Source organism: Nocardia sp. NPDC127526 (genome assembly GCF_042672265.1).
GTDB lineage: Bacteria > Actinomycetota > Actinomycetes > Mycobacteriales > Mycobacteriaceae > Nocardia.
On record NZ_JBHXVO010000003.1, the window covers coordinates 40,438 to 65,551 of the forward strand.

Consider the following 25,114-nt stretch of genomic DNA (forward strand, 5'->3'; position numbering starts at 1 on the left):
GGCCTACAGTCGAAGGCATGACGGATGCACCGGCACATGCTCGGTACGACGCGGTGGTGGTCGGCGGTGGGCACAATGGCCTGGTCGCGGCCGCGTATCTGGCTCGGGCGGGACGCTCGGTGCTGGTGCTGGAGAAGCAGGACCATACCGGCGGCGCGGCGGTCTCCGAGCGGGTGTTCGCCGGGGTCGACGCCCGGCTGTCGCGGTTCTCGTATCTGGTGAGTTTGCTGCCGCGGCAGATCGTGGACGATCTCGGGCTGCGCTTCGAGACCCGGCGGCGGCGTATCTCGTCGTACACGCCGGTCGGGGAGCACGGGCTGCTGGTGGACAACGGCTCCGAGGCGGGCACCCGGGAGAGCTTCGTCCGGGTCACCGGGTCGGATCGGGATTTCGTTGCGTGGCAACAGTTCTACGAGACGACGGGCCGCCTCGCGCAGCGCGTGTTCCCGACCCTCACCCGGCCCTTGCCGTCTCGTGACGAAATGCGCGGCATAGTCGGCGATTCCGCGACCTGGGACGCGATTTTCGAACGCCCCCTGGGCGAAACGATCGATGCGACCTTCACCGATGACACCGTGCGCGGCGTCGTCCTCACCGATGCCCTGATCGGGACCTTCACCCACGCCCACGATCCGAGCCTGCGGCAGAATCGCTGCTTCCTGTATCACGTGATCGGCGGCGGCACCGGCGACTGGGATGTGCCGGTCGGCGGCATGGGTGCGCTCACCGACGCCCTGGCGGGGGCGGCTCGTGCCGCGGGTGCGGAAATCCTGACCGGTCGGGAGGTCACCGGCATCGACACCGACGGCGATACCGCCGACGTGCGGTTCACCGGCGGCACGGTCGCGGCCCGCCACGTCCTGGTCAACGCCGCACCCTACGAACTGGCACACCTGCTGGGCGAGCAGGCGACCAAACCCGAAGGCGCACAACTCAAAATCAATATGCTGCTGCGCCGTCTGCCTCGGCTGCGGGATGCCTCGGTGGATCCGCGCACGGCCTTCGCCGGGACCTTCCATATCGCCGAGTCCGCGACCCAGCTCGACCGGGCCTACCGAGAGGCCGCCGGTGGGCGCATCCCCTCCGCACCGCCCTCGGAGATCTACTGCCACACCCTCACCGACCCGTCGATTCTCGCGCCCGACCTGATCGCACAGGGCATGCACACCTTGACGCTGTTCGGATTGCACACCCCTGCACGGCTTTTCGCCGACGATCCGCAAGGCGTGAAGAAGCAGTTGGTGGATGCCACTCTCGCCCAACTGGATTCGGTCCTCGCCGAACCCATTCGCGACTGCCTCGCCGTGGACGGCAATGGCGAGCCCTGCATCGAAGCGAAGTCGCCGATCGACCTGGAACAGGAGATCGGCCTGCCCGGCGGCAATATCTTCCACGCGGACCTGGCTTTTCCCTTCCGCACCGAACCCGCGGACACCCCGGCCGCGCGGTGGGGCGTCGCCACCGGCCACCGCAATATCCTGCTGTGCGGCGCGGGCGCGGTCCGCGGCGGCGGGGTCAGCGGTATCGGCGGGCACAATGCCGCCATGGCGGTGCTCGGCCGCTAGTTCCGGCTCGTTACACAGACCTGCACGCAGCAGCGAATGAACTCTTGCACAACCGGATTGGCATCACAGGCGCCGGGCCAGGCGATCGCGACCCGGCTCGGTCCGATGCCCCGCACCGGGCGGTAGACGATGCCCGGCCGCGGGTAGTAGCGCGCCGAGGCGGCGGGGGTGAAACTGAGCCCGAACCCATTGGCGATGGCGGTGAGCCATTCGTCGGTGTTGTGCCCGATGGCGCCGATGACGGCGGTCTCGGCGGGGCGGGCGTCCAGCCCCATCCAGAAGTCCCGCCACCCACCGGCTTCCGGCGGGGCGGCCACGAACGGCTCGTCCCACAGGTCACGGAATTCGATCTCCGCCGCCTCGGCCAGCCGATGCGTGGCGGGCAGGGCGATCCAGCGGGGCTCGGTGAACAGCTCCCGGGTGTGATAGGCGTCCTCGCCCGGAAATGGCAGCCGCACCAGCGCCGCGTCGACCTCGCCGTCCGCGAGCCCGGCGGTGGGGTCGAGCCAGCCGAATTCCCGCATGTCCACCCGCCATTCGGGATGGGCGCGCCGGAAGGCCGCGATGATCTCGGGCGTGAATTCATTGGCCGCACTGGCGACGAACCCGATGCGCAGCACCTTGCCGGCATGGCTCGCACCGCTTTTCGTCACCCGCAGCAGGTGATCCCAACCCGCCAGCACGGCGGGCGCGTGCTCGGCGAACACGCGGCCGGGCTCGGTCAGCGCCATCCCGCTGCGCGAGCGCACGAACAATTCCACGCCCAGTTGCTGTTCGAGCTGCTTGATCTGCTTGGTCAGCGCGGGCTGGGAAATGTAGAGCCGCCGCGCCGCCCGGGTCAGATGGCCTTCCTCGGCGACGGCGACGAAGTACCGCAGCAGGCGGGTGTCGATATCCATCAGGAAGTCCTCCGCCCGTCCTGCCGGCTCATGATGTCGGTGCAGCACCGGATGAAGTACCGCACAACGGGATCCGCCTCCGAGGCGTCCGGCCACACCAGCGCCACCCGGGTGGGCCCGATGCCGTGCACGGGCCGGAACACCACGCCCGGATGGGCATTGGTGCGGGCGGTGGACGCCGGTGTGAAGCTCACCCCGAAGTCATTGGCGATGGCATTGAGCCACTCGTCGGTGCTGCGCGCGATGGCCCCGATGATGGCGGTGTCGGCAGGCCGGGAGTCCAGGCCCATCCAATAGTCGCGCCACCACCCGGTTTCCGCGGGCGAGGCGACATAGGGCTCGTCCCACAGTTCCCGGAAGGCGATGTCCTCGCGGTCGGCGAGGGGATGGTTCTCCGGCAGTGCGATCCAGCGCGGCTCGGAGAACAGCTCGCGCACGTGATAGCCGTCCTGCCCGGGAAACGGTAGTCGCAGCAGGGCGACGTCCACATCGCCCTCGTCGAGTCCGGCGGTCGGATCGGTCCAGCCGCCGGAGTGGATGTCGACCTGCCAGTCCGGGTGCAGCCGGTGGAAGACCCGGATGATCTCGGGGATATAGCCTTCGGCCGCGCTGTGCACCAGGCCCAGCCGCAGTACCCGCGCCGCCCGGCTGGCATCGCTCTTGGTGTCGCGCAGGATGCGATCCCAGCCGGCCAGCAGGCCCGGCACCTGCGCGGCGAGCACCTTCCCGGCGGCGGTGAGCGTCCAGCCGGCCCGGGACCGGATGAACAGTTCCACCCCCAGCTGCTGTTCCAGCTGTTTGATCTGGGTGGCGAGGGTGGGCTGGGCCACGTGTAGCCGCTGTGCGGCCCGCGCCGGGTTCTCGGTATCGGCGACCGCCAGGAAGTAACGCAGCAGTCGCGTATCGATATCCATGCCACCAGGTTATGGACGGACCGCCCCGTAGGCATAGCCCGGCGTCGGCTACACGCTAGGGTGCATTTGCCACGAAGTTGCTGTTTCCGGATCCGCGAGTAGAACGGAGACGGAATCGAGGAGGCGACATGAGCACGACCGGACCACGGCACCTGCGGGCGCGGCCACGGCCCGCGCCCGGCGCCGTTCCGGTCGGCAGGCGGCTGACCGGCATGGCCCGCAGAGCCGGCGGGGTCTTCGACGATTGGCTGGTGCGCCGGGTGGTCACCCGCACCGGCGCGCACGAGTTGCACGATCCGCCGCCGCCGGAGGAACCGCCGGTCTCCGCGGATCTGCTCAATCTGCTGCGCCTGCTGGGCGTCATGCTCATCGGATCGGGCGAGACCACCGATCGGGTCCAGCAGATCCTGGACGACACCGCCGGCCGCTACGGCGCCGACGAGGTGCAGTTCTTCGTGCTGCCCACCGGCGTTTTCGTGCGGGTGCAGGACTCCCGGGGCTCGGCGGTCGATCTGCAGACCGCCTCCACCGACACCCTGCGGCTGGATCAGATCGCGTCGATGTATCGGCTGCTCGACACCATGAAACACGAACTGCCGCCGCCGACCGAGGTCACCGAGCAGCTCGAAGCGATTCTCGCCTCGAAACGCCCGACCGCGGTCTGGCTCATGCTGGTCGGCAATGTGGTGCTCACCGTCGGCCTGGGCCTCATGCTCAATCCCACCGTGCACGCGCTGACCGGGTACGCGGTGCTCGGCCTGGTGGTGCAGCTGCTGGTGCTGCTGGCCGACCGCTTCACCCTGCTCTCGCTCGCCCTGCCGGTGACGGCCGGTGCGCTGGTGACCTTGCTGGCCTTCGGTTTTCCGCACGCCATCGGCGGCGGCACGCCCTCGCAGCTGCTCATTCCGGCCGTCGCGGGCCTGCTGCCCGGCGCGACCCTGACCAATGGCGCGATCGAGCTGGCGACCGGGTCCATGGTGGCGGGCGCGAGCCGCACCATCGCGGGCATGAACAAGCTGCTGCTGCTCGCCTTCGGCATCTACATCGGCCTGCAGTTCCTCGGCCCGCAGCCGCCGGACAGTCCGTTCGGCTCGCAATTGGGCTGGTGGGCACCGATTCTGGGCGTGCTGCTGATCGGGATCGGCCATTCCTGGCGCTCCAGCGCACCGCCGAGATCGCTGTTCTGGCTGCTGCTGGTGCTGTACGTGACCTTCCTCGCCCAGCAGTTCGGCATCCGCACCGGCGGTGCGCTGCTGGGCGCGTTCCTGGGCGGGCTGATCGCGGTGCCGACCGCATATCTGGTGCAGCGCAATCGCAATGCCCCGCCCTCGCAGGTGGCGTTCCTGCCCGCGTTCTGGATGCTGGTGCCCGGCGGTATGGGCCTGACCGCCGTGTCCGAGCTGGTCACCAATGCCGGCGCCAATGGCCTGCAGGTGCTGGTGAACGTGCTGCTGTCGGTGCTGGCCATCGCGCTCGGCGTGCTGGTCGGCTCCGGTCTGATCAACACCAAGAAGCCCGGCACGGCGTCGATGGTGGATTGGCTGCTGCCGCCCGCGCAGCGCAAGACGGTGCCGGCGATCGATCGCGCGGTGGTCCCGCCCGCGGACCCGAAACCGGTGTCAGCGGACGACGGGCAGTCCTGAACTCGGTTCGGTCAGCCACAGCAGCCAGTGCGGGGCCAGCAGCTCGGCGAATTCGTCGTAACCGGCGGCACTCGGGTGATAGCCGTCCCCGGCGGCCACGTCCCCCATCCAGATCCGGTTGGCCCGCAACGGCTGGTGCACTTGGACATAGGGCACGCCGACGCTCTCGCAGTGCGCGGCGAAACGTTCATCGAGATCGAGCAATCGCTCGTTGTGCTGCTCGTCGACATTCGGCGGCGGCGCGACCACCAGGGTGGTCCAGCCCTTGTCCCGGGCGCCCGCCAGGATGGCCGCCAGATTTTCCACCGATCGCTCGGATTCGACCCGCGGGCGGCCGTTTTCGTGAACGCTGTCGTTGACTCCGGTGGAGATCACCAGCCGGCGGTCACAGCCCTCGGGTAGTCGGGGCGTGCATTCGGCGGACCAGCGGGCCCGTAGCTCGGTGGAGATCTCCCGGCGCACACCCAGGTTGTAATAGGTCATCGGCTGCCCCGCGGCCATGGCCCGCGCCGCCAGCCGGCCCGCCCAGCCCAGGGCTTTCTGATCACCGACCCCCGCGACGAACGATTCACCGACGAAACACACACGGAGGTCGAGCACCACCAATCGATCCTTGCACGCGGACCCGGTGATCACCGAAAGTCCCGATTAAGCAGGATAAACAGACACGCCGTGCGGCGTGGCGGGCCGGGGCGTCTCACCGGCGTGGCCGGTACGGGTTACGGTAGCGACGTGGATGGACGGTGATCCCGGCCGCCGCCGCAGACCTCAGACCGACCGATATGGGACCGAAGCAGTTCCCACGATCCGAAAGCGCCTATAGGACATGCGAGTCGACGGACGGGAGATTCCCGTCTCCGGCAGCCTGCTGCAGCCGCGGATCCGGCGCACCAGCGACATTCTGCGTGTCGTGCTGTCCGTGGCCGCGGTCGCCATCGTCATCGTGGGCTCGCTCATCACCCGCGCGCAGTGGGAGAACCTGGAGAATTCGGTCTCCGAGATCGTCGGCTTCCTCACGCCGCAGCAATCGGATCTGGTCTACATCCTCTACGGCATCGCCATCCTGGCCCTGCCGTTCGCCATCCTGGTGCGCCTGGCCTGGGGGCGGCAATGGAAACTGCTGGGCGGCTTCCTGTCCGCGGGCCTCATCGCGGTCCTGCTGTTCTCCTTCACCGGCACCGGTTTCAATGCCCCGCGCTGGCATCTGTCGCAACCGCAGCAGGTCAATACCTTCCTGTCGCAGTTCCTCGACGATCCGCGCTGGATCGCCATGCTGGCGGCGGTGCTGACGGTCGCCAGCCCGTGGCTGCCGCCCACCTGGCGGCGCTGGTGGTGGACGCTGCTGCTGGCCTTCGTGCCCATCCACCTGGTGGTCAGTCTCGTCGTCCCGGCCCGCGCGCTGCTCGGGCTGACCGTGGGCTGGTTCGTGGGCGCGGTCATCGTGCTGCTGGTCGGCACGCCCGCCCTCGAGGTTCCCCTCGACGCGGCGGTACGGGTGCTGGCGCAGCGCGGATTTCAGGTGATGGCGTTCAAGGTGGTGCGGCCCGGCGGCCGCGGGCCGCTGGTGTTGTCGGCCACCACCGACGCGGATCTGCTCACGGTGGAGATGTACGGCCAGAATCAGCGCAGCCGCCGCGCGCTGCGGCAGCTGCGGCGGTGGCTGACCCTGCGCAGCAGCGAGGCCCCGGCCATGTTCGCCTCCATGCGCCGCGCGGTGGAGCATCGCGCGCTCATGGGCATCGCCATCGGCGATCTGGGACTGGGCAGCAATAAACCGCTCACCGTGGCGGCGCTGGATCGCGGCTGGATGCTGTACGCGCACACCGTGCCCCAGGGCCGCCCGCTGGCCGCCGACGACGGCGAGAAGATGCTCACCAAGGTGTGGCAGGCCCTGCACACCATGCATCAGGCGCAGATCTCACACGGCGAGTTGCGGGCCGAGGACATCCGGATCGTGGACGGGGAGGTGCGTTTCGGGGGTTTCATGGCCTCGGAGTTCGGCGCCTACCAGGTGCGCTTCGAATCCGATACCGCCCAGCTCCTGCTGTCCACGGCGGCGCTGTTCGGCATCGAGCCGGCGGTGCGCACCGCCATCGAGGTGATGGGCACCCAGCCGGTGCTGGACGCCTCGCGGCGGCTCACCAAGACCGCCATCCCGGAGACGGTGCGCAAGGCCGTCGCCGCCGATGCGGGCCGGCTCATGAAGGACACCCGCGAGGAGGTGGCGCGCCAGACCGGTGAGGACCGGATCGAGGCCGCCAAGATCACCCGCTTCTCCCGCAACCAGTTCATCCAGCTGGTGCTGCTCATCGGCCTGGTCTACGTGGCCTACCCGTACATCAGCTCCGCGCCGACCTTCTTCACCGAATTGCGCACCGCCAATTGGGCTTGGGCCGCACTGGGTCTGGCGGTGTCGGCGCTGACCTACGTGGGCGCGGCCATGGCGCTGTGGGCGTGCGCGAACGAGGGCGTGAAGTGGCGGGATCTGCTGCTCATGCAGGTGGCCAATACCTTCGCCGCCACCACCACCCCGGCCGGTGTCGGCGGTCTCGCGCTGAGCGTGCGATTCCTGCAGAAGAACGGGCTGGGCGCGGTGCGCGCGACCGCGGCGGTGGCCCTGCAGCAGACCCTGCAGGTGCTGACCCATCTGGTGCTGTTGCTGTTCTTCAGTGTGGCGGCGGGCGTTTCGGCCAACCTGGAGCATTTCGTCCCGAGCGCGACGGTGCTGTACCTGGTGGCGGGCGCGCTGCTGGGCCTGCTGGGCGTGACCATGTTCGTGCCCACGGTGCGGCGCTGGATTCGCACCGAGGTGCGGCCGCAGCTGGCCGAGGTGGTGGAGCAGTTGCGCGATCTGGCCACCCGGCCCGCGCGGCTGGCCATGATCGTGGGCGGCTGTGCCACCACCACGCTGGGCATGGCGCTGGCGCTGTGGGCGAGCATCGAAGCCTTCGGCGGCAGCACCGGATTCGTGACCGTCACCATTGTCACCATGATCGGCGGCACGCTGGCCTCGGCCGCGCCGACACCGGGTGGTGTCGGCGCGGTGGAGGCGGCGCTCATCGGCGGTCTGGCGGCCTTCGGGGTGCCGGCCACCATCGCGGTGCCCGCGGTGCTGCTCTACCGCGTGCTCACCTGCTGGTTGCCGGTGTTCTGCGGCTGGCCGATCATGCGCTGGCTCACCTCCAACGACATGATCTAGAGCCGCAGCCGCTCTTCGGCCTGTTTGGCGAGCAGGCAACCGTCGGTGGTCAATTCGAGACTCGCCAAGGCCGCGTCGTGGGCGGCGTCGTGCATCGAGACCATGAGGTCGGCGATGGGGTGCACGAAGAATCCGAGATCGGTGGCGTGGCGGGCGGTCTGCTCGACGGTGAGATTGGTTGCCACACCGGTGATCAGCAGCGTGTCGATATCGTGAGCGACCAGCCAGTCCGGCAACGCCGAGCCGGCCAGCCCGGACAGCTTCTGATTGTCGAAGACCACACCGGCCGCCGCCTGCTCGGCCATCTCCGGGATGATCTGCGTCCCGGGCGAATCCGGCCGGAACTCGGTCTGCGCCGCGGCGACCGACCGCATGAACCCGGTATTGCGCACCAGCTCGCCCTCCCCGACCGGAATGGTGAATCGGGTGAATATCAGCGGCAATCCGGCCGCCAGGGCCTGCTGGTGGAAGGCCACCGCCCGGTCGACGACACCGCTGTCGGCGACCGGGGCGGCGAGCATGGGCCCGAAGAACCCCTCGGGCTTGATGACATTGACCTGCCAGTGCAGGGCGAGCACGGCGGTGCCGCGGCGATCCAGATCCATCCCTCGATGCTGCCGTACCGCCGGATCCGGCGCGAGCTTTCGTGATCAGGCCGAGAATTGCTTGCGCAGTTCGAATTTCACGACCTTGCCGCTGGGGTTGCGCGGCAGCTCGGCGACCACGACCAGATCCTTGGGATGCTTGTAGCGCGCCAGGGACTCGTTGAGGAAGGGCTCGAGTTCGGCGAGGGTGAGCTCCTCGACGCCGGGCGCCAGCGCCACCACCGCGACCGGCACCTCGCCCCACTTCTCGTGCGCCTTGCCGATGACGGCGGCCTCGTGGATCTTCGGATGCGCGAACAGCACGTTCTCCACCTCGGCGCAGTAGATGTTCTCACCGCCGGAGATGATCATGTCCTTCTTGCGGTCCACCACCCAGACGAAGCCCTCCTCGTCCTGCTTGACCAGATCGCCGGAGTGGAACCAGCCGCCCGCGAAGGCTTCCGCGGTGGCCTCGGGCTTGTTCCAGTAACCCGACATCATGGTCGGGCCGCGGTAGACGATCTCGCCGACCTCGCCGGGGGCGACATCGTTCATGTCCTCGTCGACCACGCGGGCCTGGATGGTCGGGATGGGCTTGCCGACCGAGCCGAGCTTGCGCAGCGCGTCCTTGCCGTCGAGCACACAGGTGATGGGCGACATCTCGGTCTGCCCGAACACCGCCACATTGAAGGCGTTCGGGAAGCAGTCGGCCATGGCCCGCAGCACCGTGTCCGAGGCCGGGGCCGCGCCCCAGCACAGCGCCTGCAGGGCCAGCTTGCGCTCCTTGACGCTGGGCTCCTCGCAGATCATCTGCCACTGCGCGGGCACGCAGAAGGCGGTGGTGGCCTGTTCGGCCTCGATGGCGTCGAGGAATTCGGTGGCATTGAACGCGCCCAGCGGATGCAGCACGGTCTTGCCGCCCAGCACGAAGTACGGGGTGAGGCTGCCCAGGCCGGCGATGTGGAACAGCGGCGAGGTGCAGAAGGCCACCGACTCCGGGGTGATCTCCATGGCCCGGATGCAGGTGAGCGCCTGGGCGTTCATGTTCGCGTAGGACAGCACCGCGCCCTTGGGGCTGCCGGTGGTGCCCGAGGTGTACATGATCAGGCACGGGGTGTCTTCCGGAATGTCCAGCGGCGCATGGGGTTCGCCCGGTTCGGCCAGGAAGTCCGCATAGCCGATGACGCCGTCGCCGCTCTGGCCGTTGATCACCACGCAGGTGGCCAGTTCCGGAGCCTGCGCCCGCACCGCGGCGGCCAGCGGTTGCAGCACCGTGTCGGTGACGATGGCCTTCGCGCCCGAATCGCTCACGATGTAGGCGACTTCGGGCGGGGTGAGCCGGAAGTTCACCGGCACCGCGATGGCCCCGAGGGCGTTGATGCCGAATACCGCCTCGATGTACTCGACATAGTTGAGCGCCAGAAGCAGCACCCGATCGCCGAACCCGACCCCTCGACGGGCGAGCGCATCGGCGAAGCGTTCCGAGCGCTCGTGCAGCTGCGACCACGTGGTGTCCGTGCCCTGGAAGCGGAAGGCCACCTGGTCCGGGCGCATGGCCGCGTGGGTGGCGACCTGGTTGACCCAGTGATTGCGCCGCGACCGGATCGGCTCGTCAAGCGGCTGGAAACCCGCGCTCATGTGCAGAACTCCTCTCGGACCGTCGGCCTGTGTGCACCGGCTGCTCCGGCGGCGTCGACGGGTGATCGAGCGCGAGAATACCGCCTAACTTCTTGGCGTGACAAGGGTTACAGAGAAGGTTTGGGCCGAAAATTATCATTCGTTCAACTCCCAGCTCAGAGCCGGTAATACGATCTTGACACGGAGATCTCGCGCGCGGGGTTATCCCCAGGTCGGGGCGGCACAGCGCTGTTTCGAGTGCAAACTCCGACTCACATCGGGGTTGAACCGCATATGCAACTATGCGAGTATCAGGCCAGTTGCGAGAGGTAGGAGAGGACACCGTGACGCTGCGTACCAGGTTCACCGAGACCTTCGGGGTCGAGCACCCGATCGTGCAGGGCGGCATGATGTGGGTCGGCCGCGCCGAACTCGCCGCCGCCGTCTCCGAGGCGGGCGGCCTCGGCATCATCACCGCGCTCACCCAGCCCACGCCCGGCGATCTGCTGAAGGAGATCGAGAAGGCGCGCGCGCTGACCGACAAGCCCATCGGCGTGAACGTCACCATCCTGCCGTCGATCAACCCGCCGCCGTACCAGGACTACGCCAAGGCGATCATCGACTCCGGCGTGAAGATCGTGGAGACCGCCGGTTCCAACCCGGAGCCCTTCCTGCCGTACTACAAGGAAGCCGGGATCAAGGTGCTGCACAAGTGCACCAGCGTCCGGCACGCCCTCAAGGCGCAGAAGATCGGCGTCGACGGCGTCAGCATCGACGGCTTCGAATGCGCCGGCCACCCGGGTGAGGACGACGTTCCCGGCCTGATCCTGATTCCCGCTGCCACCAAGGCCCTCGACATTCCGGTCATCGCCTCCGGCGGCATCGCCGACGCCCGCGGCCTGGTCGCCGCGCTGGCGCTGGGCGCGGACGGCGTGAACATGGGCACCCGCTTCATGTGCACCCAGGAGTCGGCCATCCACCAGACGGTCAAGGAGCAGATCGTCGCCAACTCCGAGCGTGCCACCCAGCTCATCTTCCGCACCATGCACAACACCGCACGCGTGGCCGACAACGAGATCTCCCGCAAGGTCGTCGAAATCGAGAAGGCCGGCGGGAAGTTCGAGGACGTCCGCGATCTGGTCGCCGGCGCCCGCGGCCGCCGCGTGTTCGAAGAGGGCGATCTGGACGCCGGCATCTGGTCCGCCGGTCAGGTGCAGGGCCTCATCGACGACATCCCGACCTGCGCCGAGCTGGTCTCGCGCATGGTCGCCGAGGCGGAGGAGCTCATCAAGGCCCGCCTCGCGGGCATGCTCGCCTGACCCGGCTTCCCGAAACGCCCGAAAGCCCCGCAGCGATTCGTTCGCCGCGGGGCTTTCACCGTTCGGGCTGGTCGAAAGCCCGTACGTCCCAGACAATTCCAGCGAAGATCGCTTAGCAAAATCTGCGAATACTCCCGCCAATCGGGTGACTGCGGCCCGCCGATCCGTCATGCTTTCCTTACCGACGGACGTGCGGAGGTGCCGAAATGGCAATCACTCGTATCTATCTCGACGACGATGCGCTGCGCCGGACCATGGCCATCTCGGGGGTACGCTCCGAACAGGACGCGGTGAATCTGGCATTACGGTTCTTCAGCTCGCATGCCTCCGCGGAGGACCTCGAGCATCCTTTTCCGACCGCCTCGTAGTCACTGACCCCGCCCGTAATGGCGGGTGACAAGCACGTACCCGAAAGCTCTTCTGGGCTCGCCGAAATCTTGGCAGAATCGCGGGGGTACCCCGGCGAGCCCGCCGGACGCGGGAGGGAATTCCTGTGCGGCAGAGTACGAGAGCATCCGATTCGGCACCGCAGGCGGTGTCCGTCGTCGGGGTCGGCTGCCGGGCGCCGGGGATGGATTTCGATCACGACTGGTTCGGGATCGGAGATATCGAGGCCGCCGGGCTCGGACCGCGCCAGCGCGTCATCCTGGAAGTCGCGGTGGAAGCCCTGGACGATGCCGGACTCGGCTGCCTGGCCCCCGGCTCGCGCGCGGGGGTGGTGTTCGGAACCGCGGGCACCTCCCGGCGGACGGTCAACAGCGCACATCAACTCTCGAAGGCCCTCGACCTGCACGGGCCCAGCCTCATGGTGGACAGCGACCGGGCTTCGCCCTTGGTGGCGGTGGATACCGCCATGCGCCTGCTGGCCGACGAATCGGTGCCGTTCGTAATTGCGGGCGGCACGAACCTCATCCTGCTTCCCGACATTTCAGGCATTGAGATACCCGGGGACCGGGATCTGTGCACGGTGCTGGTACTCCAGCGCAGCACCGACACCACACACCGCAGAACCCGGCAATACGCCCAAATCACCGATAGCGGAATAGGTTTCCCCGCCCCGTCCGATCTCGAGGCGCGGATCGCCCTGACCCGCCGCAACACCGCGGGCTCCCGCGACCGGCTCGACCCCGCATCACCGCAACCCGCTGACGAGCCGCCGACACTCATACCGCTGTCCGGGCGCGATCCGGCCGCGGTGCACGAGCTTGCCCGACGGTGGGCCGATGCGGTGGGCTCGGCGCACAGCCTGCACGAATTCGCCTCAGCTACAGCGCGACTCACGCCCGAGCCGGTGCGCGCCGCCGTGCTCGCCCACGACCGCGCCGAGGCGAAGTCGCTCCTACACGCCCTGACCCAGCGCATCGACCCGCAAGCAACTCCGGCGTGCGAAACCGCAACGCCGGCGACCCCGGCGCGGGAGGGCTCGCTCTTTCCGACCGGCCGGGAAAGTTCCCGCAGACCCGGTGGCGGTGACGTTCTCGGGATCTCCGCGGGCCGGCGCGGCGGTGGGGTGCTGTTCCTGTTCTCCGGCGGCGGCGCGCATCCGCAGATGGGGCGGGCGCTGGCCGCGCGCTATCCGGTATTCGCCGGTGCGCTCGCCGCAGCCGCCGATGCGATTGCTGCAGCAGGTGGAATGCGCGTGTGGTACCCGCACAGTGGTTTCGAGGTCGGTGCGGCCGGGGTGGATGTCAGCCAGCCCGCGGTGTTCGCCTTCGAGCTGGCGCTGGCCGAACTGCTGGCCGCCTGGGGTGTGCGGCCGGACGCGGTCGCCGGGCACGGTGTCGGCGAGATCGCCGCCGCGGTGACGGGCGGTGCGCTGTCGCTGGCGGACGCGGCCCGAATCGTGGTGGCGCGCGGCCGCATACTGACCCTCGTCGGCAACCACGCCGCGGCGGCGGTGCTGGAGGCCACGCCCGCGGAGGCCATGCGCCTGGTGGAGCCCATGCGCGAGGTCATCGGCGTCGCGGCGGTCGACGGTCCGAGTTCGATCACCGTCTCGGGTGAACCGCGCTATATCGATGCCCTCGTCCGGCGCGCGCACCGCCGCGCGATCTTCGCCCAGCGCATCAGCGCCGACGGCCCGGCCGCTGCCGTGCACATCCCGCGCATGAGAAATATTGCCCCGCAACTGATCATGGACCTGGCGGGGATCGAAGCGCTGACTCCGGCGCTACCCATCTACTCGACGACCCGGCGCGGCGCGCTGATCGGCGAGCAGGACACCGCACCCACACGCGACGTGCGGGCGAGCGGCCTCGTCGGTCACAGGCCCGGCGCGAACAACGGCCTGGGCGGCTACGAGCCCGGCGCGAACAGCGGCCTCGTCGGCTACGAGCCCGGTGCGAGAAGCGGCCTGGTCGGCTACGAGCCCGGCACCCGCAGCGGCCGCGCCGGCGCGGCCACCACCGGCGCGGCGACTGCGGGTGCGGGTGCGGCGGCCGAGGGGTCCATCGGGGTTCGTTCGGTGCTGCGCATGGACGCGAGCTACTGGGGCGAGCATGCGGCGGGACCGGTGGAACTCGCCGCCGCGCTGGAACGGGCTGCGGCAGAGGGCATCTCGACCGTGTTGGAGATCGCTCCGCACCCGGTCCTGGCGGCTGTGCTGCGCGAGCACCCGGTGTTCCGGGAGGCGAGCTATCCGGTGGCCTCGCGCACCGACGAGAGCGGCGACTTCCTGCGTGCGATCGCGCGGCTGTATCTCGACGGGCGGGCCATCGATTGGACCGCGCTCGGCCCGCACACCGCCGCGCCGCCGCAACGGCATTGGCGGAGCCGAACGATTCCCGACCCGCCGGGCCCGTGCTTCCCGTCGGTCACCATCCGGCCGGAGGGGACCTACGTGGTGGCGGGCGGACTCGGCGAGCTGGGCGCGGCGGCCGTGGGCTGGCTGCTGGACTCCGGCGCCCGCGATGTGGTCGTGCTGGCCCGGGTGCCCCGGGCGCTGCCCCCGCCGCTGGAGGGGTTGGAGGATCGAATCGTGGTGGTGCGCTGCGATACCGGCGACCGCAACGATCTGGCGATCGCCCTGCAGGACATCCGCGAATTCGGTGTCCCCATCCGCGGCGTCGTGCACGCCATCCGGGAACCGCAACCGGTCGCCGCCTCGAACCTGGTCGAGCTGACCGACGGCGACCCGACCGACTTCACCGTGGTCTGCGCCCCCGCGGGTGCGGCGCTGGTGCGGGCGCTCACCGACGCGCATCCACGCCGACGGATCATGACGGCCGGCTGACCGCGCGCCACATCCGCCGCTGGACGGGATAGCGAACTGGATCGTCGAGGGCGAGCGGGGATACCGGTGGCCGCCTTGCATCGCGTCGAGCCGGCCGACGGCGATCCGGCCGACTTCACCCGTGGACTTCGGGGGGCGGGCGCTCGCCGCCATCCACGTCGCCGGATCATCCTGACCAGGTGAATTTGCGTGGCGTGTCGGGCCGGGGTGGCCGGGCGGCGCGGGAATGATGGCGGGATGTCATCGGAGCCGACGGTCGCAGTGAAATGGAAGAGCACGCCGGACGAGCACGACTATCCGGCGGCGGCGGACTATCTGGAGATGCTGGCCGAGCCGAGCGTGGTGAAGACCGTGGTGGAGGAGCTGCGGGCGGTCGAGCTGTCGCACAAGAAGGCCAAAGATCTGCTGCGAGCGGCGCAGCTGGAACTGCTGCCCATGTACAACCTGCACGTGCGCAAGGACATGGAGAAGATCGTCGCCGGGAAGGCGCTGTCGCCGATCTTGATGGTGCGCGGTGACTTCCGCAAGGGCGTACCGGCGCAGATCGTGGACGGGTACCACCGCACGTGCGCCATCTACTACGCCGACGAGAACATCGCCATCCCGGTGAAGATCGCCTCCATGCCGTAGCCGGCGGCGCTCAGTTCTCCGGGGTGCGGCCGAGCAGCCGATCCGTTTCGCGGCGTTCGCGTTTGGTCGGGCGGCCGGAGCCGCGATCGCGCCGGGGGAGGGCTGCCACGAGCTGCGGATCGGGCGGCGGGGGGCTCTTGTCGATCATGCACTGCACCGCCACGGCCGCGCCGACGCGTTTGGTGATGAGGCGCTCGACGATCACGATCCGCTCCAAACCGCCTATGCGGACCCGGATCTCGTCACCGTGCTTCACAGTGTGGGCGGGTTTCACGGCCACGCCGTTCACGCGCACATGACCGGCGCGGCAGGCCGTGGCGGCCGCGGAGCGGGTCTTGAACAGCCTGACGGCCCAAACCCAGGAATCGACACGGGCTTGGGCCGCTTCGCTCGGTAGAGCTGAGGTCACGGGTTAGACATTACCCACTGCGCGCAAGCCGTTTACGGCCGCGCCAGGGTGCCGGTGATTACGCGACGCGGCGCGCGGTCACCACCATGTCGGGGCGCAGGGGGGTGTAGGAGACCGGGGTGCCGGACTGAACGGCATTGAGGAGCTTGTTGTCGCCGGCGTAGATGCCGACGTGGCCACCGCCATTGGTGATGACGATATCGCCGGGCTGCAGGTTCTCGTAGGCGACCGGAGCGCCGACGTGGGACTGCTCGAAGCTGGTGCGGGGCAGTTCGACTCCGGCCTGCTTGTAGGCCCACTGGACCAGACCGGAGCAGTCGAAGCTGTAGGGGCCCGAGGCGCCCCAGGAGTACTGCGCACCAACCTTGGTCTGCGCGGCCTCGAGGGCGATGTTCGCGGGGGTGCTGGGCTTCATCATCTCCGGCAGGCCGAAGAAGCCGGAGTTGTTGTTGACGCCCGGGTTGTCGATATTGGCCTGCGGGACATTGGCCGCGAAGTCCTTGACCGCCTGGTTGAACTGCTGCACCTGGGGCGTGAACTCGTCCGGCACATCGAAATTGCCGATGCCCGGAATCTCGACGGTGGCGGCCTGGGCGGTGATCGCCGGGAACGCGCCGGTCGTCGTGGCCGCGAGAGCGCCCATCACAACGGCGCCCTTGACGGAATTCGGCAGCCGAGATTCTCGCTGCAAGCTGTGCTTACCCACCGACCCGTGTCTCCGATCTTCCTTGCTCTTGACCACCGACCGGGTTAGCTGACGGGTTCGGGCCAGCAAGTAGGCCCTACTCCGACGGCTTGCGGCCGAAGGAGATTCACCCCAACAAGAGTGGGTCCCCGGCTCGAGGACGAATTTGAGGCTCGTCTCCGATTAGGCGGTAACGTCGCGGGCTGCCTCTCCGATGAAGCAACAGACTCCGCTAAGTCACGAAGAGATTACGACTAGGCGGCTGCGTTGTCCACCCAAACAGGCGCGCGTGTTGCGTGTCGTTGCAAAACGCCCGGCAGACACGCGATTTCCGATCCCACTGAGCGGGTCACGACTCGGCATAGCGGACTGTTAACGGCCGTTACCGCGGCCCGTCCACGGCGCGCTCCAGCTCCTCGATGCGCCGGCGCGCGTCGGCCAGCTCCACTTCCAGTTTCCCGAGCGCCATGACCAGCGGGCCGACCGCCAGATCAGCCACCAGCTGCGGGTCGTCGTACCCGCGCTCGATGGCCACCAGGATGTTGTTGCGAATGCGCGCGGCCACGGTCGCCTCGGCGGGCACGTTCCAGGATTCGACCACCTCCGCGACGGTGGGCGGTGCTTCCTCCGACATGAACCCTCCTGCGCTGGATCGACCGCGACTCGGTCATAAGAGTAGAGACCCGAAGCGACTCCGGGAGTGCGAAAGCCCGGCGCGGGAACGAGCGGCGGCGCGGCGTGCATGCCGATCGATAGTCGCCTCTAGGGTCTTCGATAGATGCCCGGATAATCCGGGATTCTCGCGCTATGGTTGACCGGCATGGACCCCGTGCGCAATCCGTACGCCCCCGGAGCCGGCCAGCGCCCACCCGAATTGGCGGGCCGTGAGCGCCAACTCGACGCCTTCGACATCGTGCTGGAACGCGTGGCGCGCGGCCGCCCGGAACGCAGCGTCATGCTCACCGGACTGCGCGGGGTCGGAAAGACGGTGCTGCTCAACCAGCTTCGCTCGGCGGCCCGCGCGCGCGGCTGGGGCACCGGCAAGCTGGAGGCCCGCCCGGATCAGGAACTGCGCCGCCCGCTGTCCTCGGCGCTGCACATGGCCGTGCGCTCGATTGCGGCGGCACACCGCAATCCGGAGCAAATGGACGATTTCCTGGGCATTCTCAAGGCTTTCGCGCTGCGCTCCACCGCCGACAAGGGCATGCGCGAACGCTGGAATCCGGGCATCGACGTCCCGGCGGTCACCGGCCGCGCCGATTCCGGGGATATCGAGATCGATCTGGTCGAGCTGCTGCTGGAGGCCGCGCAGCTGACCCGCGACACCGGTGTCGGCATCGCGCTGTTCATCGACGAACTCCAGGACCTCGGCCCCGCCGACATCTCCGCCCTGTGCGGCGCCTGCCACGAATTGAGCCAGGACGCCGCGCCTTTGATCGTGGTCGGCGCGGGACTGCCGCATCTGCCCGCGGTGCTGTCGGCGTCCAAGAGCTACTCCGAGCGCCTGTTCTCCTATCACCGCATCGACCGCCTGGATCGCGACGCGGCCGATCGGGCGCTCATCGCCCCGGCCGAGCGCGAGGACGTGAAGTACAGCCACGAAGCCCTGGAGGCGCTCTACCGCAAGGCCGACGGTTACCCGTATTTCGTGCAGGCGTACGGGAAGGCGACCTGGGATGCCGCCGCGCAGTCGCCGATCACGGCCGAGGATGTGGCGGTGGCCGCGCCGACGGCCGAGGAGGAGCTGGCGGTCGGCTTCTTCGGCTCCCGCTACGAACGCGCCACCCCGGCCGAGCGGGAGTACATGCGCGCCATGGCCGATTTGTCGGGAGACGACGGCCCGGTCTCGACGGCGGCGGTGGCCAAGCAGCTCGACCGCAAACCCGCCTCGCTGTCACCGGCCCGTGACGGTCTGATCAAGAAGGGCCTCATCTATTCGGCCGAGCGCGGCACCATCGGATTCACCGTGCCGCACTTCGGCCGCTATTTACGCGGGGTGCAGTAACCGAGAATTCGCCAACCAACCAAGATCATTGCGTAACAAGGGTTTTTGATCTTTGCCAATGACTACCGGTGGGTAACAAAGGCTCCTACACTCGAATGTGATTCTCATCACCTCCGAGGAGGAGAAAAATGGCGACCACAGCGAAAGTCGACGCCACCGAAGAGCAGGCCCGGGCACTGGTCGAGGAATCCCGCGAAACCACTTGGGCCAAGCCATCCTTCGCGAAGGAGATGTTTCTCGGGCGGTTCCGGCTCGACCTCATCCATCCGTTCCCCCAACCCAGTGCCGAGGACGCCGCCAAGAGCGCGGCGTATCTGGCCCGGCTGGAGGATTACTGCAAGACCATCGATGGCGCGCGGATCGAGGCCGAGGGACGCATTCCGGACGAATATGTCAGCGGGCTGGCCGAATTGGGCTGCTTCGGACTGAAGATTCCCGAGGAATACGGCGGTGTCGGGCTGTCGCAGGTCGGCTACAACAAGGCGCTCATGCTGGTCGGCTCGGCGCACGCCAGCCTCGGCGTGCTGCTGTCGGCGCACCAGTCCATCGGCGTGCCCGAACCGCTGAAGCTGGCCGGCACACCCGAGCAGAAGCGAGAGTTCCTGCCGCGCTGCGCGAAAGGGGCGGTGAGCGCCTTCCTGCTCACCGAGCCGGATGTGGGCTCGGACCCGGCGCGCATGGCCTCCACCGCGACCCCGACCGCCGACGGGGAGGCCTACGAACTCAATGGCGTGAAGCTGTGGACCACCAATGGCGTGGTCGCCGAACTGCTCGTCGTCATGGCCCGGGTGCCCAAGAGCGAGGGGCATCGCGGCGGCATCTCCGCCTTCATCGTGGAAGCCGACAGCCCGGGCATCACGGTGGAGCGGCGCAATGCGTTCATGGGCCTGCGCGGCATCGAGAACGGCGTCACCCGCATGCACAATGTGCGCGTTCCCAAACGCAATTTGGTGGGGCGGGAAGGCGACGGCCTGAAGATCGCGCTGACCACCTTGAACGCGGGCCGCCTCGCCATTCCGGCCATGTGCACCGCGGCGGCCAAATGGTCGCTCAAGATCGGCCGGGAATGGAGCGCCACCCGCGTGCAGTGGGGCCGCCCGGTCGGCGAGCACGCCGCCGTCGGGTCCAAGCTGTCCTATATCGCCGCAACGACTTTCGCGCTGGAATCGGTGCTCGATCTGTCCGGCACCATGTGCGACGAGAACCGCAACGACATTCGCATCGAAGCGGCGCTGGCCAAACTGTGGGCCTCGGAAATGGCCTGCTCGATCGCGGACGAACTGGTGCAGATCCGCGGCGGGCGCGGCTACGAGACCGCCGCCTCGCTGGCGGCCCGCGGCGAACGCGCCGTCGGCGCCGAGCAACTCGTGCGGGATCTGCGCATCAACCGCATCTTCGAGGGCTCCAGCGAGATCATGCGGCTGCTCATCGCCCGCGAGATGGCCGACGCCCATATGGCGGCGGCCGGTGCGTTGGTCGACCGCAATGCCGCGCCCAGGGACAAGGCCAAGGCGGCGGTCGGCGCGAGCGGCTTCTACGCCAAGTGGTTCCCGCAGCTGACCGTCGGCTCGGGCACCGCGCCCGTGAGCTTCGGTGAATTCGGCCCGCTGGCCCGGCACATGCGCTTCGTCGAGCGGATGTCGCGCAAGCAGGCCCGGGCGCTCATGTACGGCATGGCGCGCTGGCAGGCGAAACTCGAGTACAAGCAAGGGTTCCTGGGCCGCATCGTGGATATCGGCGCGGAGCTGTTCGCCATGGCGGCGGCCTGTGTGAAGGCCCAGTCCCTGCGGGTGGCGGGCGATCCGGACGGGGTGGCGGCCGAGGAGCTGGCCGAGGTCTTCTGCCGGCAGTCGCGGGTCCGGGTGCGGCAGCTGTTCGAATCGCTCTGGGACAACACCGATGCGGCGGATACCGAGCTGACCCGCGGCATCCTCGAGGGTCGCTACAAGTTCATCGAGGGCGGCGCGCTCGATCCGAGCGAGGGCACCGGGCCGTGGATCGCCGAATGGCAGTTCGGGCCGTCGGCCGAGCAGAACCTGCTGCGCACGTTCCTGCCGTCGACCAAGGCCCCGGCGGCCACCTAGGTCGCGGTCTCGAGGTAAATCTGCCCCTGTCTAGCTTCATGGCTAGACAGGGGCAGATTGCTGTCGCGACCGGGCTTTCGTCAATATCTACAGATTTCTAGCATGATCACTAGATTTATCTAGATTTCCCACGAGACCTCGGGAGAACGGCCGGGAGATCGGGAGTCCGCACGCGCCGCTCCGCTTGTCGATCATCGGCGGCAGTTGGACAACTTGTACATAACGCCTGGTGTAGGCGGTTAACGGCGCGGCAATGACTATCGACAACCGGGCAAGATGCGGACTCGTCAGGAGCACGTCATGTCCACCCACTTCATCGTCAGCGCTGACGACGGCGTGCCGATCGCGGTACGTGAATTCGGTTCGCCCGCGGCCGAAGTCACCGTGGTGTTCCTGCACGGCCACTGCCTGCGCACCGAATCCTGGGCGCTGCTGCGCGAGCATCTGGCGCCGCGCTGGGGCGAGGGCATCCACATGGTCTTCTACGACCATCGCGGACACGGGGATTCGGGCGACGCGGATCCGGCCACCTACACCATCGAGCAACTGGGCCGCGACCTCGATGCCGTGCTGCGGGCCGTCGTCCCCACCGGACCGGTTGTGCTGGTCGGCCATTCGATGGGCGCCATGACCATCCTCGCCTACGCCCGGCTGTTCCCGGAGGCCATCGGCTGCCGGATCATCGGCGTGGGGCTGATCGCGGGCGCGGCCTCCAGCGTCACCCGGGTCGGCGTGGGGCGGCTGCTGAACGGCCCGGCGGTGGCCTCGCTGCAGGCGGCGGTGCGGCGGGCGCCGCGGGCCATGCAGGCCTCCAAGCATTGGAGCCGGCGCATTTTCGAGCCGATCATGCGGGAGGCGGCGCTGGGCACCCGCAAGGTGAGCCCACGGGTGCTGGCGGTGGCGACGGCCATGCTCAACGAGACCTCGCTGCTGACCATGTCGAGCTTCCTGGATTCGCTCATGCGCTTCGACGAGAACGAATCCCTGCACCGGCTGGGGCGGATTCCCGCGCTGGTGCTGGCGGGCTCGGCGGACATCGTCATTCCGTTCGCGCATTCGGTGGTGCTGGCCTCCCAGCTCGGCGACGCCGAGTTGGTGCGGCTGGACGGGGCCGGGCACAGCGTGATCCTGGAGCGCGCCGAGGAGGTGGCGGCGGCCATCGCCGGGCTGGTGGATCGGGCGGTGGCGGCCATGCGCGGGCGGGAGCCGGAGTGCGGGCCGGAGTACGCCATCGCGGGCTGAATCGCGGGCCGGGCGCAGCCCGGGACAGGCCCCCCACCTGCGGTTATGCCATCGTCGCGAGACGGATTCACTATCGTCGCGTACTGTGTTGTAGATCATAATGTGTGGTCTGTCACACGGCTCGAGGAGGTTTCGATGACACGCAGCGAGATTGCGGAACTCCGCTACGCGGTCGGCCAGCTCCGGCAGTGCGTCAGCGCATTGCGCTCGCAGTACGGCGAGGCCAATATGGTGCGCCGGTTGGAGAACGACCTGGAACGACTCGTCATCGACGCCGAGGAATTCGAGCAGGCGCCCCCGCCTCAGGTCACCCGCAGCGGACAACAGGAAGTCATCTACGTCCCCGACAGCAAGTCGGACGAGGCCGCCTGGATGGGCGCCCAGGACGAGGGACTCGGCTTCCACTCCCGTCCGCGAACCAAATAACTCTCATAGCTCTCAGGGGCTTCCCCTGAAACCCCTTCCCAGGACCCCGGGCCTCCCCGACCCTTGGGGTTTCAGGGGCTTGCCCCTGAGAGCTACGAGAGTTGTTCTCTCCTAGGCGCGGTGGCGGCCCGAGCGACCCCTGCGCCCGCCGCCGTGGAAGCGCGCGCCGCGTGGGGTTGGCGCGAGCGGGATGGCGTGGGCGGATTCGAAGATCGCGGCCAGGGCGTGGGCCGGGCCGGTTGGGGTGGCGGCCAAGCCGTATCCGCCTTCGCGGCGGGCGAGTTCGTGCAAAAGGGTTGTCACCATGCGCAGGCCGGCGGCGCCGCCGGGGTCGCCGAGGGCGATGGCGGCGCCGTGGACGTTGAGGCGTTCGGACGGGTCGAAATTCCAGCCTTCGCGTTCCCAGAGTCTGGTGAGGGCCAGGACTTCGACGGCGCTGGTCTCGTCGATCTCGGCGAGGTCCAGGTCGAGCAGGCCGAAACCGGTGCGGGACAGGGCCTTGCCGACCGCGGCGGCGACGGCGGGGGCGATCGCGTCGGTGTCGCCGGTGCTGCCGGCGGACCAGCCGACCAAGTAGCCCATGGGTTCGAGGCCGAGGTCGACCAGGCGTTCTTCGGCCACCACCAGGCAGGCGGAGGCGGCGAGGGTGCGGGTGCTGCTGTTGCCGACCGTGGTCACGCCGCCGGGGCGGAAGGGGGAGAGCATGGCGAAGGCGCGGTGCGAGACATCGTCGCGCAGGCCCTCGTCGCGGTCGACCAATTGCACCACGCCGGAATTCGGATCCCCGGGAACGGCGTTCACCACCACCGGCGCGGTCTCGGCGCCGAAGACGCCCTGTCGCCGGGCGCGGGCGGCGCGGCGGTGGCTGGTGGCGGCGAAAGCGTCGGCGTCGGCGCGGGTGATGCCGTAATGCTGGGCGAGGAGCTCGGTGTACTGGGATTCCAGCGGGCCGCGGGCGGTTTCGGCGGCGGCCCAGACCGCGAGATGCTCGTCGGTGGTGGGCTCCGGTTCGGGGTCCGCGGGCGCGGCGCCGATCATGGCGGTGAAGATCGCGCGGGGAGCGGTCGCGGGCTTCGGGATGAGTGACTCGGATGTGCCTGTGCCCGTGGGGTATTCGGCGCCGAGCGCCAGCGCGACGTCGGCGGAGCCGGTTTGCACCATCATTGCCGCGGTAATGAGGGCGCGCAGTCCGGCGCCGGGGCCGCCGCCGAGGGGGAACTCGCCGATACTCGGCGACAGGCCGGTGAGCGGCACCGCGCCGCGCACGGCATCCGGTTCGGGCACCGCCGCGACGAGTTGTTCGACGCGGTGCGGATCGATTCCCGCGCGGCCCACCACGGCGCTCAGCACCGTGGAGATCAAGCGCTGCGGCGCCACCGCCGCCAGCGCGCCACCCGGCAGGCCGACGGGTGTGCGCATGGGCATCACGATCGCGGCTCTCCTCATCAACCGGCTCCCTTCACCCTCATCACCGGTGTCCCCCTTGCGAGGGTTGTCCTACTTCCGGGACAGGGCACCACAGAGTTGTTGCCCCCGTGTGACGCCGCGCGAATGGCAAATCGAGCCCTGCACAACGCCGCCGCCCCCGCTCTTCGAATCTCACTGGGATGCTGCCACGTTCGTGAGATAGCCGTTTGTTCACTCAGCGAACGATTAACCGCAGAATTCCTAAAATGTGGCGCAAATCACGGGATCACGAATTCGCAGTACCGAACGCGGTTGATAGCTGCCCTGTCGTAAGGTGCTCACCATCACATTCGATGCCGGAGGTAACGATGACGTTCCACGGGATAGAGCAGCGAGGCATCCAGCAGTGAGCGCAGCGCCTATCAAGGCTCCCGAATCGGGCACAACCGGAGTTTTCAGCAAGAGCCGCGCCGCCATCGCCGCGCGCACGCTGCGCACCGACCGCTGGTGGGTGCCGCCGGCCGCGACGGTGGCCGGGCTGGCCGCATTCGTGATCTACGCGACCATCAGATCCTTTGTGCGCGACGCCTATTGGGTCGCGGACTATCACTACCTGACACCGTTCTACTCACCGTGCATCAGCGATTCCTGCGTCGCGGGCTCCGCGCACTTCGGCACGCCGGTGGGCGAGCTGCCCGCGTGGATTCCGCTGGGCTTCCTGGTGCTGCCGTTCCTGCTGCTGTTCCGGCTCACCTGCTACTACTACCGCAAGGCCTACTACCGGTCGGTGTGGTTCTCGCCGCCGGCCTGCGCGGTGGCCGAACCGCACGCGAAATACACCGGCGAGACCAAGCTTCCGCTCATCATCCAGAATTCGCACCGCTACTTCTTCTATATCGCCGGCATTGTCGCGGTCATCAATACCTATGACGCGATCCTGTCCTTCCACGCCAAGGACGGCGGCTTCGGCATGGGCCTGGGCTCGCTCATCATCACCGGGAACGCGCTGCTGCTGTGGGCGTACACGCTGTCCTGCCACTCCTGCCGCCACATCGCCGGCGGGCGGCTCAAGCACTTCTCGGCGCATCCGGTGCGCTACCGGTTCTGGACCGCGGTGTCGGCGCTCAATACCCGGCACATGCTGCTGGCCTGGACGACGCTCGGCACCCTGGTGCTGACCGACTTCTACGTCATGCTCGTCGCCAGCGGCACCATCAGCGATCTCCGATTCATCGGCTGACCACCATTCCCTTG

General features: G+C 68.5%; 21 protein-coding genes and 1 riboswitch. Of the genes, 12 read left to right on the forward strand and 9 right to left on the reverse strand.

From position 1 onward, the window contains the following. Window positions 1-17: 17 nt before the first annotated feature. Window positions 18-1,565, forward strand: coding sequence for a phytoene desaturase family protein (locus ACFVIV_RS06335; protein WP_379193745.1), 1,548 nt, complete (start codon window positions 18-20; stop codon window positions 1,563-1,565). Here the strand turns inward: ACFVIV_RS06335 and ACFVIV_RS06340 are convergent. Both ACFVIV_RS06340 and ACFVIV_RS06345 read right to left on the reverse strand, forming a co-directional pair. Continuing rightward, complete coding sequence (locus tag ACFVIV_RS06340; RefSeq protein ID WP_379193746.1) at window positions 1,562-2,464, reverse strand: LysR family transcriptional regulator; 903 nt, start codon at window positions 2,462-2,464, stop codon at window positions 1,562-1,564. The two genes, ACFVIV_RS06335 and ACFVIV_RS06340, sit on opposite strands and share 4 nt — an antisense overlap. Beyond that, window positions 2,464-3,378, reverse strand: coding sequence for a LysR family transcriptional regulator (locus ACFVIV_RS06345; protein ID WP_379193747.1), 915 nt, complete (start codon window positions 3,376-3,378; stop codon window positions 2,464-2,466). Before ACFVIV_RS06345 ends, ACFVIV_RS06340 begins: the two co-directional genes overlap by 1 nt. A 128-nt stretch (window positions 3,379-3,506) precedes the next feature. Here ACFVIV_RS06345 and ACFVIV_RS06350 point away from each other — a divergent pair, with 128 nt between their 5' ends. Further along, on the forward strand, window positions 3,507-5,021 hold the full coding sequence (locus ACFVIV_RS06350) for a threonine/serine exporter ThrE family protein (RefSeq protein WP_379193748.1): 1,515 nt from the start codon (window positions 3,507-3,509) through the stop codon (window positions 5,019-5,021). On the opposite strand, the gene ACFVIV_RS06355 is transcribed toward ACFVIV_RS06350, so the two are convergent. Continuing rightward, window positions 4,998-5,621, reverse strand: coding sequence for a GDSL-type esterase/lipase family protein (locus tag ACFVIV_RS06355; protein ID WP_379193749.1), 624 nt, complete (start codon window positions 5,619-5,621; stop codon window positions 4,998-5,000). The genes ACFVIV_RS06350 and ACFVIV_RS06355 overlap by 24 nt on opposite strands. 226 nt (window positions 5,622-5,847) lie before the next feature. On the opposite strand from ACFVIV_RS06355, the gene ACFVIV_RS06360 reads away from it, so the two are divergent. Continuing rightward, window positions 5,848-8,220, forward strand: a complete 2,373-nt coding sequence (locus ACFVIV_RS06360; protein ID WP_379193750.1) for a YbhN family protein — start codon at window positions 5,848-5,850, stop codon at window positions 8,218-8,220. Here ACFVIV_RS06360 and ACFVIV_RS06365 read toward each other — a convergent pair. Continuing rightward, on the reverse strand, window positions 8,217-8,825 hold the full coding sequence (locus ACFVIV_RS06365) for a cysteine hydrolase (RefSeq protein ID WP_379193751.1): 609 nt from the start codon (window positions 8,823-8,825) through the stop codon (window positions 8,217-8,219). The genes ACFVIV_RS06360 and ACFVIV_RS06365 overlap by 4 nt on opposite strands. Before the next feature lie 45 nt (window positions 8,826-8,870). Then, complete coding sequence (gene fadD5, locus ACFVIV_RS06370; protein ID WP_379193752.1) at window positions 8,871-10,442, reverse strand: fatty-acid--CoA ligase FadD5; 1,572 nt, start codon at window positions 10,440-10,442, stop codon at window positions 8,871-8,873. Window positions 10,443-10,771: 329 nt separating this feature from the next. On the opposite strand from fadD5, the gene ACFVIV_RS06375 reads away from it, so the two are divergent. The 4 genes from ACFVIV_RS06375 to ACFVIV_RS06390 all read left to right on the forward strand — a co-directional run bounded on the left by ACFVIV_RS06375 (window position 10,772) and on the right by ACFVIV_RS06390 (window position 15,602). Beyond that, complete coding sequence (locus tag ACFVIV_RS06375; RefSeq protein ID WP_379194192.1) at window positions 10,772-11,740, forward strand: NAD(P)H-dependent flavin oxidoreductase; 969 nt, start codon at window positions 10,772-10,774, stop codon at window positions 11,738-11,740. 206 nt (window positions 11,741-11,946) lie between these two features. Beyond that, window positions 11,947-12,108, forward strand: a complete 162-nt coding sequence (locus ACFVIV_RS06380; RefSeq protein WP_379193753.1) for a type II toxin-antitoxin system VapB family antitoxin — start codon at window positions 11,947-11,949, stop codon at window positions 12,106-12,108. 203 nt (window positions 12,109-12,311) lie between these two features. Next, window positions 12,312-14,972, forward strand: a complete 2,661-nt coding sequence (locus ACFVIV_RS06385) for an acyltransferase domain-containing protein (protein ID WP_379193754.1) — start codon at window positions 12,312-12,314, stop codon at window positions 14,970-14,972. 237 nt (window positions 14,973-15,209) lie between these two features. Next, on the forward strand, window positions 15,210-15,602 hold the full coding sequence (locus ACFVIV_RS06390; RefSeq protein ID WP_379193755.1) for a hypothetical protein: 393 nt from the start codon (window positions 15,210-15,212) through the stop codon (window positions 15,600-15,602). 10 nt (window positions 15,603-15,612) lie between these two features. Here ACFVIV_RS06390 and ACFVIV_RS06395 read toward each other — a convergent pair whose 3' ends face one another. The 3 genes from ACFVIV_RS06395 to ACFVIV_RS06405 all read right to left on the reverse strand — a co-directional run bounded on the left by ACFVIV_RS06395 (window position 15,613) and on the right by ACFVIV_RS06405 (window position 17,330). Beyond that, entirely contained in the window at window positions 15,613-16,011 is a 399-nt protein-coding gene (locus ACFVIV_RS06395; protein WP_379193756.1) for an RNA-binding S4 domain-containing protein, read from the reverse strand. 58 nt (window positions 16,012-16,069) lie between these two features. After that, window positions 16,070-16,717 (reverse strand): C40 family peptidase, encoded by a 648-nt coding sequence (locus ACFVIV_RS06400; protein ID WP_379193757.1) that lies wholly within the window; start codon window positions 16,715-16,717, stop codon window positions 16,070-16,072. Between the two features lie 18 nt (window positions 16,718-16,735). Beyond that, window positions 16,736-16,896: riboswitch (cyclic di-AMP (ydaO/yuaA leader) on the reverse strand. Window positions 16,897-17,078: 182 nt separating this feature from the next. Further along, window positions 17,079-17,330, reverse strand: coding sequence for a hypothetical protein (locus tag ACFVIV_RS06405; protein WP_379193758.1), 252 nt, complete (start codon window positions 17,328-17,330; stop codon window positions 17,079-17,081). Window positions 17,331-17,516: 186 nt separating this feature from the next. Between ACFVIV_RS06405 and ACFVIV_RS06410 the strand changes: the two genes are divergently transcribed. The 4 genes from ACFVIV_RS06410 (at window position 17,517) to ACFVIV_RS06425 (ending at window position 22,453) form a co-directional block, all read left to right on the forward strand. Further along, window positions 17,517-18,701 (forward strand): AAA family ATPase, encoded by a 1,185-nt coding sequence (locus ACFVIV_RS06410; RefSeq protein ID WP_379193759.1) that lies wholly within the window; start codon window positions 17,517-17,519, stop codon window positions 18,699-18,701. Between the two features lie 128 nt (window positions 18,702-18,829). Next, window positions 18,830-20,785, forward strand: a complete 1,956-nt coding sequence (locus tag ACFVIV_RS06415; protein WP_379193760.1) for an acyl-CoA dehydrogenase family protein — start codon at window positions 18,830-18,832, stop codon at window positions 20,783-20,785. A 300-nt stretch (window positions 20,786-21,085) separates the two neighbouring features. Beyond that, window positions 21,086-22,027: an alpha/beta fold hydrolase gene (locus ACFVIV_RS06420; protein ID WP_379193761.1), complete on the forward strand. Its 942-nt coding sequence runs from the start codon at window positions 21,086-21,088 to the stop codon at window positions 22,025-22,027. Between the two features lie 135 nt (window positions 22,028-22,162). Then, window positions 22,163-22,453, forward strand: coding sequence for a hypothetical protein (locus ACFVIV_RS06425; protein ID WP_379193762.1), 291 nt, complete (start codon window positions 22,163-22,165; stop codon window positions 22,451-22,453). A 111-nt stretch (window positions 22,454-22,564) separates the two neighbouring features. On the opposite strand, the gene ACFVIV_RS06430 is transcribed toward ACFVIV_RS06425, so the two are convergent. Next, entirely contained in the window at window positions 22,565-23,899 is a 1,335-nt protein-coding gene (locus ACFVIV_RS06430; protein ID WP_379193763.1) for an acetyl-CoA acetyltransferase, read from the reverse strand. A 367-nt stretch (window positions 23,900-24,266) separates the two neighbouring features. Here ACFVIV_RS06430 and ACFVIV_RS06435 point away from each other — a divergent pair, with 367 nt between their 5' ends. After that, window positions 24,267-25,100 carry a hypothetical protein gene (locus ACFVIV_RS06435; RefSeq protein ID WP_379193764.1) on the forward strand — a complete coding sequence of 278 codons (834 nt, stop codon included), beginning with the start codon at window positions 24,267-24,269 and terminating at the stop codon, window positions 25,098-25,100. The last annotated feature ends 14 nt before the right edge of the window (window positions 25,101-25,114 follow it).

Excerpts from the sequence above, each read along its gene's own strand:
- ACFVIV_RS06335 (WP_379193745.1), top strand. The coding sequence starts at position 18 with ATGACGGATGCACCGGCACATGCTCGGTACGACGCGGTGGTGGTCGGC.
- ACFVIV_RS06340 (WP_379193746.1), bottom strand. The coding sequence starts at position 2,464 with ATGGATATCGACACCCGCCTGCTGCGGTACTTCGTCGCCGTCGCCGAG.
- ACFVIV_RS06345 (WP_379193747.1), bottom strand. The coding sequence starts at position 3,378 with ATGGATATCGATACGCGACTGCTGCGTTACTTCCTGGCGGTCGCCGAT.
- ACFVIV_RS06350 (WP_379193748.1), top strand. The coding sequence starts at position 3,507 with ATGAGCACGACCGGACCACGGCACCTGCGGGCGCGGCCACGGCCCGCG.
- ACFVIV_RS06360 (WP_379193750.1), top strand. The coding sequence starts at position 5,848 with ATGCGAGTCGACGGACGGGAGATTCCCGTCTCCGGCAGCCTGCTGCAG.
- ACFVIV_RS06365 (WP_379193751.1), bottom strand. The coding sequence starts at position 8,825 with ATGGATCTGGATCGCCGCGGCACCGCCGTGCTCGCCCTGCACTGGCAG.
- fadD5 (WP_379193752.1), bottom strand. The coding sequence starts at position 10,442 with ATGAGCGCGGGTTTCCAGCCGCTTGACGAGCCGATCCGGTCGCGGCGC.
- ACFVIV_RS06380 (WP_379193753.1), top strand. The coding sequence starts at position 11,947 with ATGGCAATCACTCGTATCTATCTCGACGACGATGCGCTGCGCCGGACC.
- ACFVIV_RS06385 (WP_379193754.1), top strand. The coding sequence starts at position 12,312 with ATGGATTTCGATCACGACTGGTTCGGGATCGGAGATATCGAGGCCGCC.
- ACFVIV_RS06390 (WP_379193755.1), top strand. The coding sequence starts at position 15,210 with ATGTCATCGGAGCCGACGGTCGCAGTGAAATGGAAGAGCACGCCGGAC.
- ACFVIV_RS06405 (WP_379193758.1), bottom strand. The coding sequence starts at position 17,330 with ATGTCGGAGGAAGCACCGCCCACCGTCGCGGAGGTGGTCGAATCCTGG.
- ACFVIV_RS06410 (WP_379193759.1), top strand. The coding sequence starts at position 17,517 with ATGGACCCCGTGCGCAATCCGTACGCCCCCGGAGCCGGCCAGCGCCCA.
- ACFVIV_RS06415 (WP_379193760.1), top strand. The coding sequence starts at position 18,830 with ATGGCGACCACAGCGAAAGTCGACGCCACCGAAGAGCAGGCCCGGGCA.
- ACFVIV_RS06420 (WP_379193761.1), top strand. The coding sequence starts at position 21,086 with ATGTCCACCCACTTCATCGTCAGCGCTGACGACGGCGTGCCGATCGCG.
- ACFVIV_RS06425 (WP_379193762.1), top strand. The coding sequence starts at position 22,163 with ATGACACGCAGCGAGATTGCGGAACTCCGCTACGCGGTCGGCCAGCTC.
- ACFVIV_RS06430 (WP_379193763.1), bottom strand. The coding sequence starts at position 23,899 with ATGAGGAGAGCCGCGATCGTGATGCCCATGCGCACACCCGTCGGCCTG.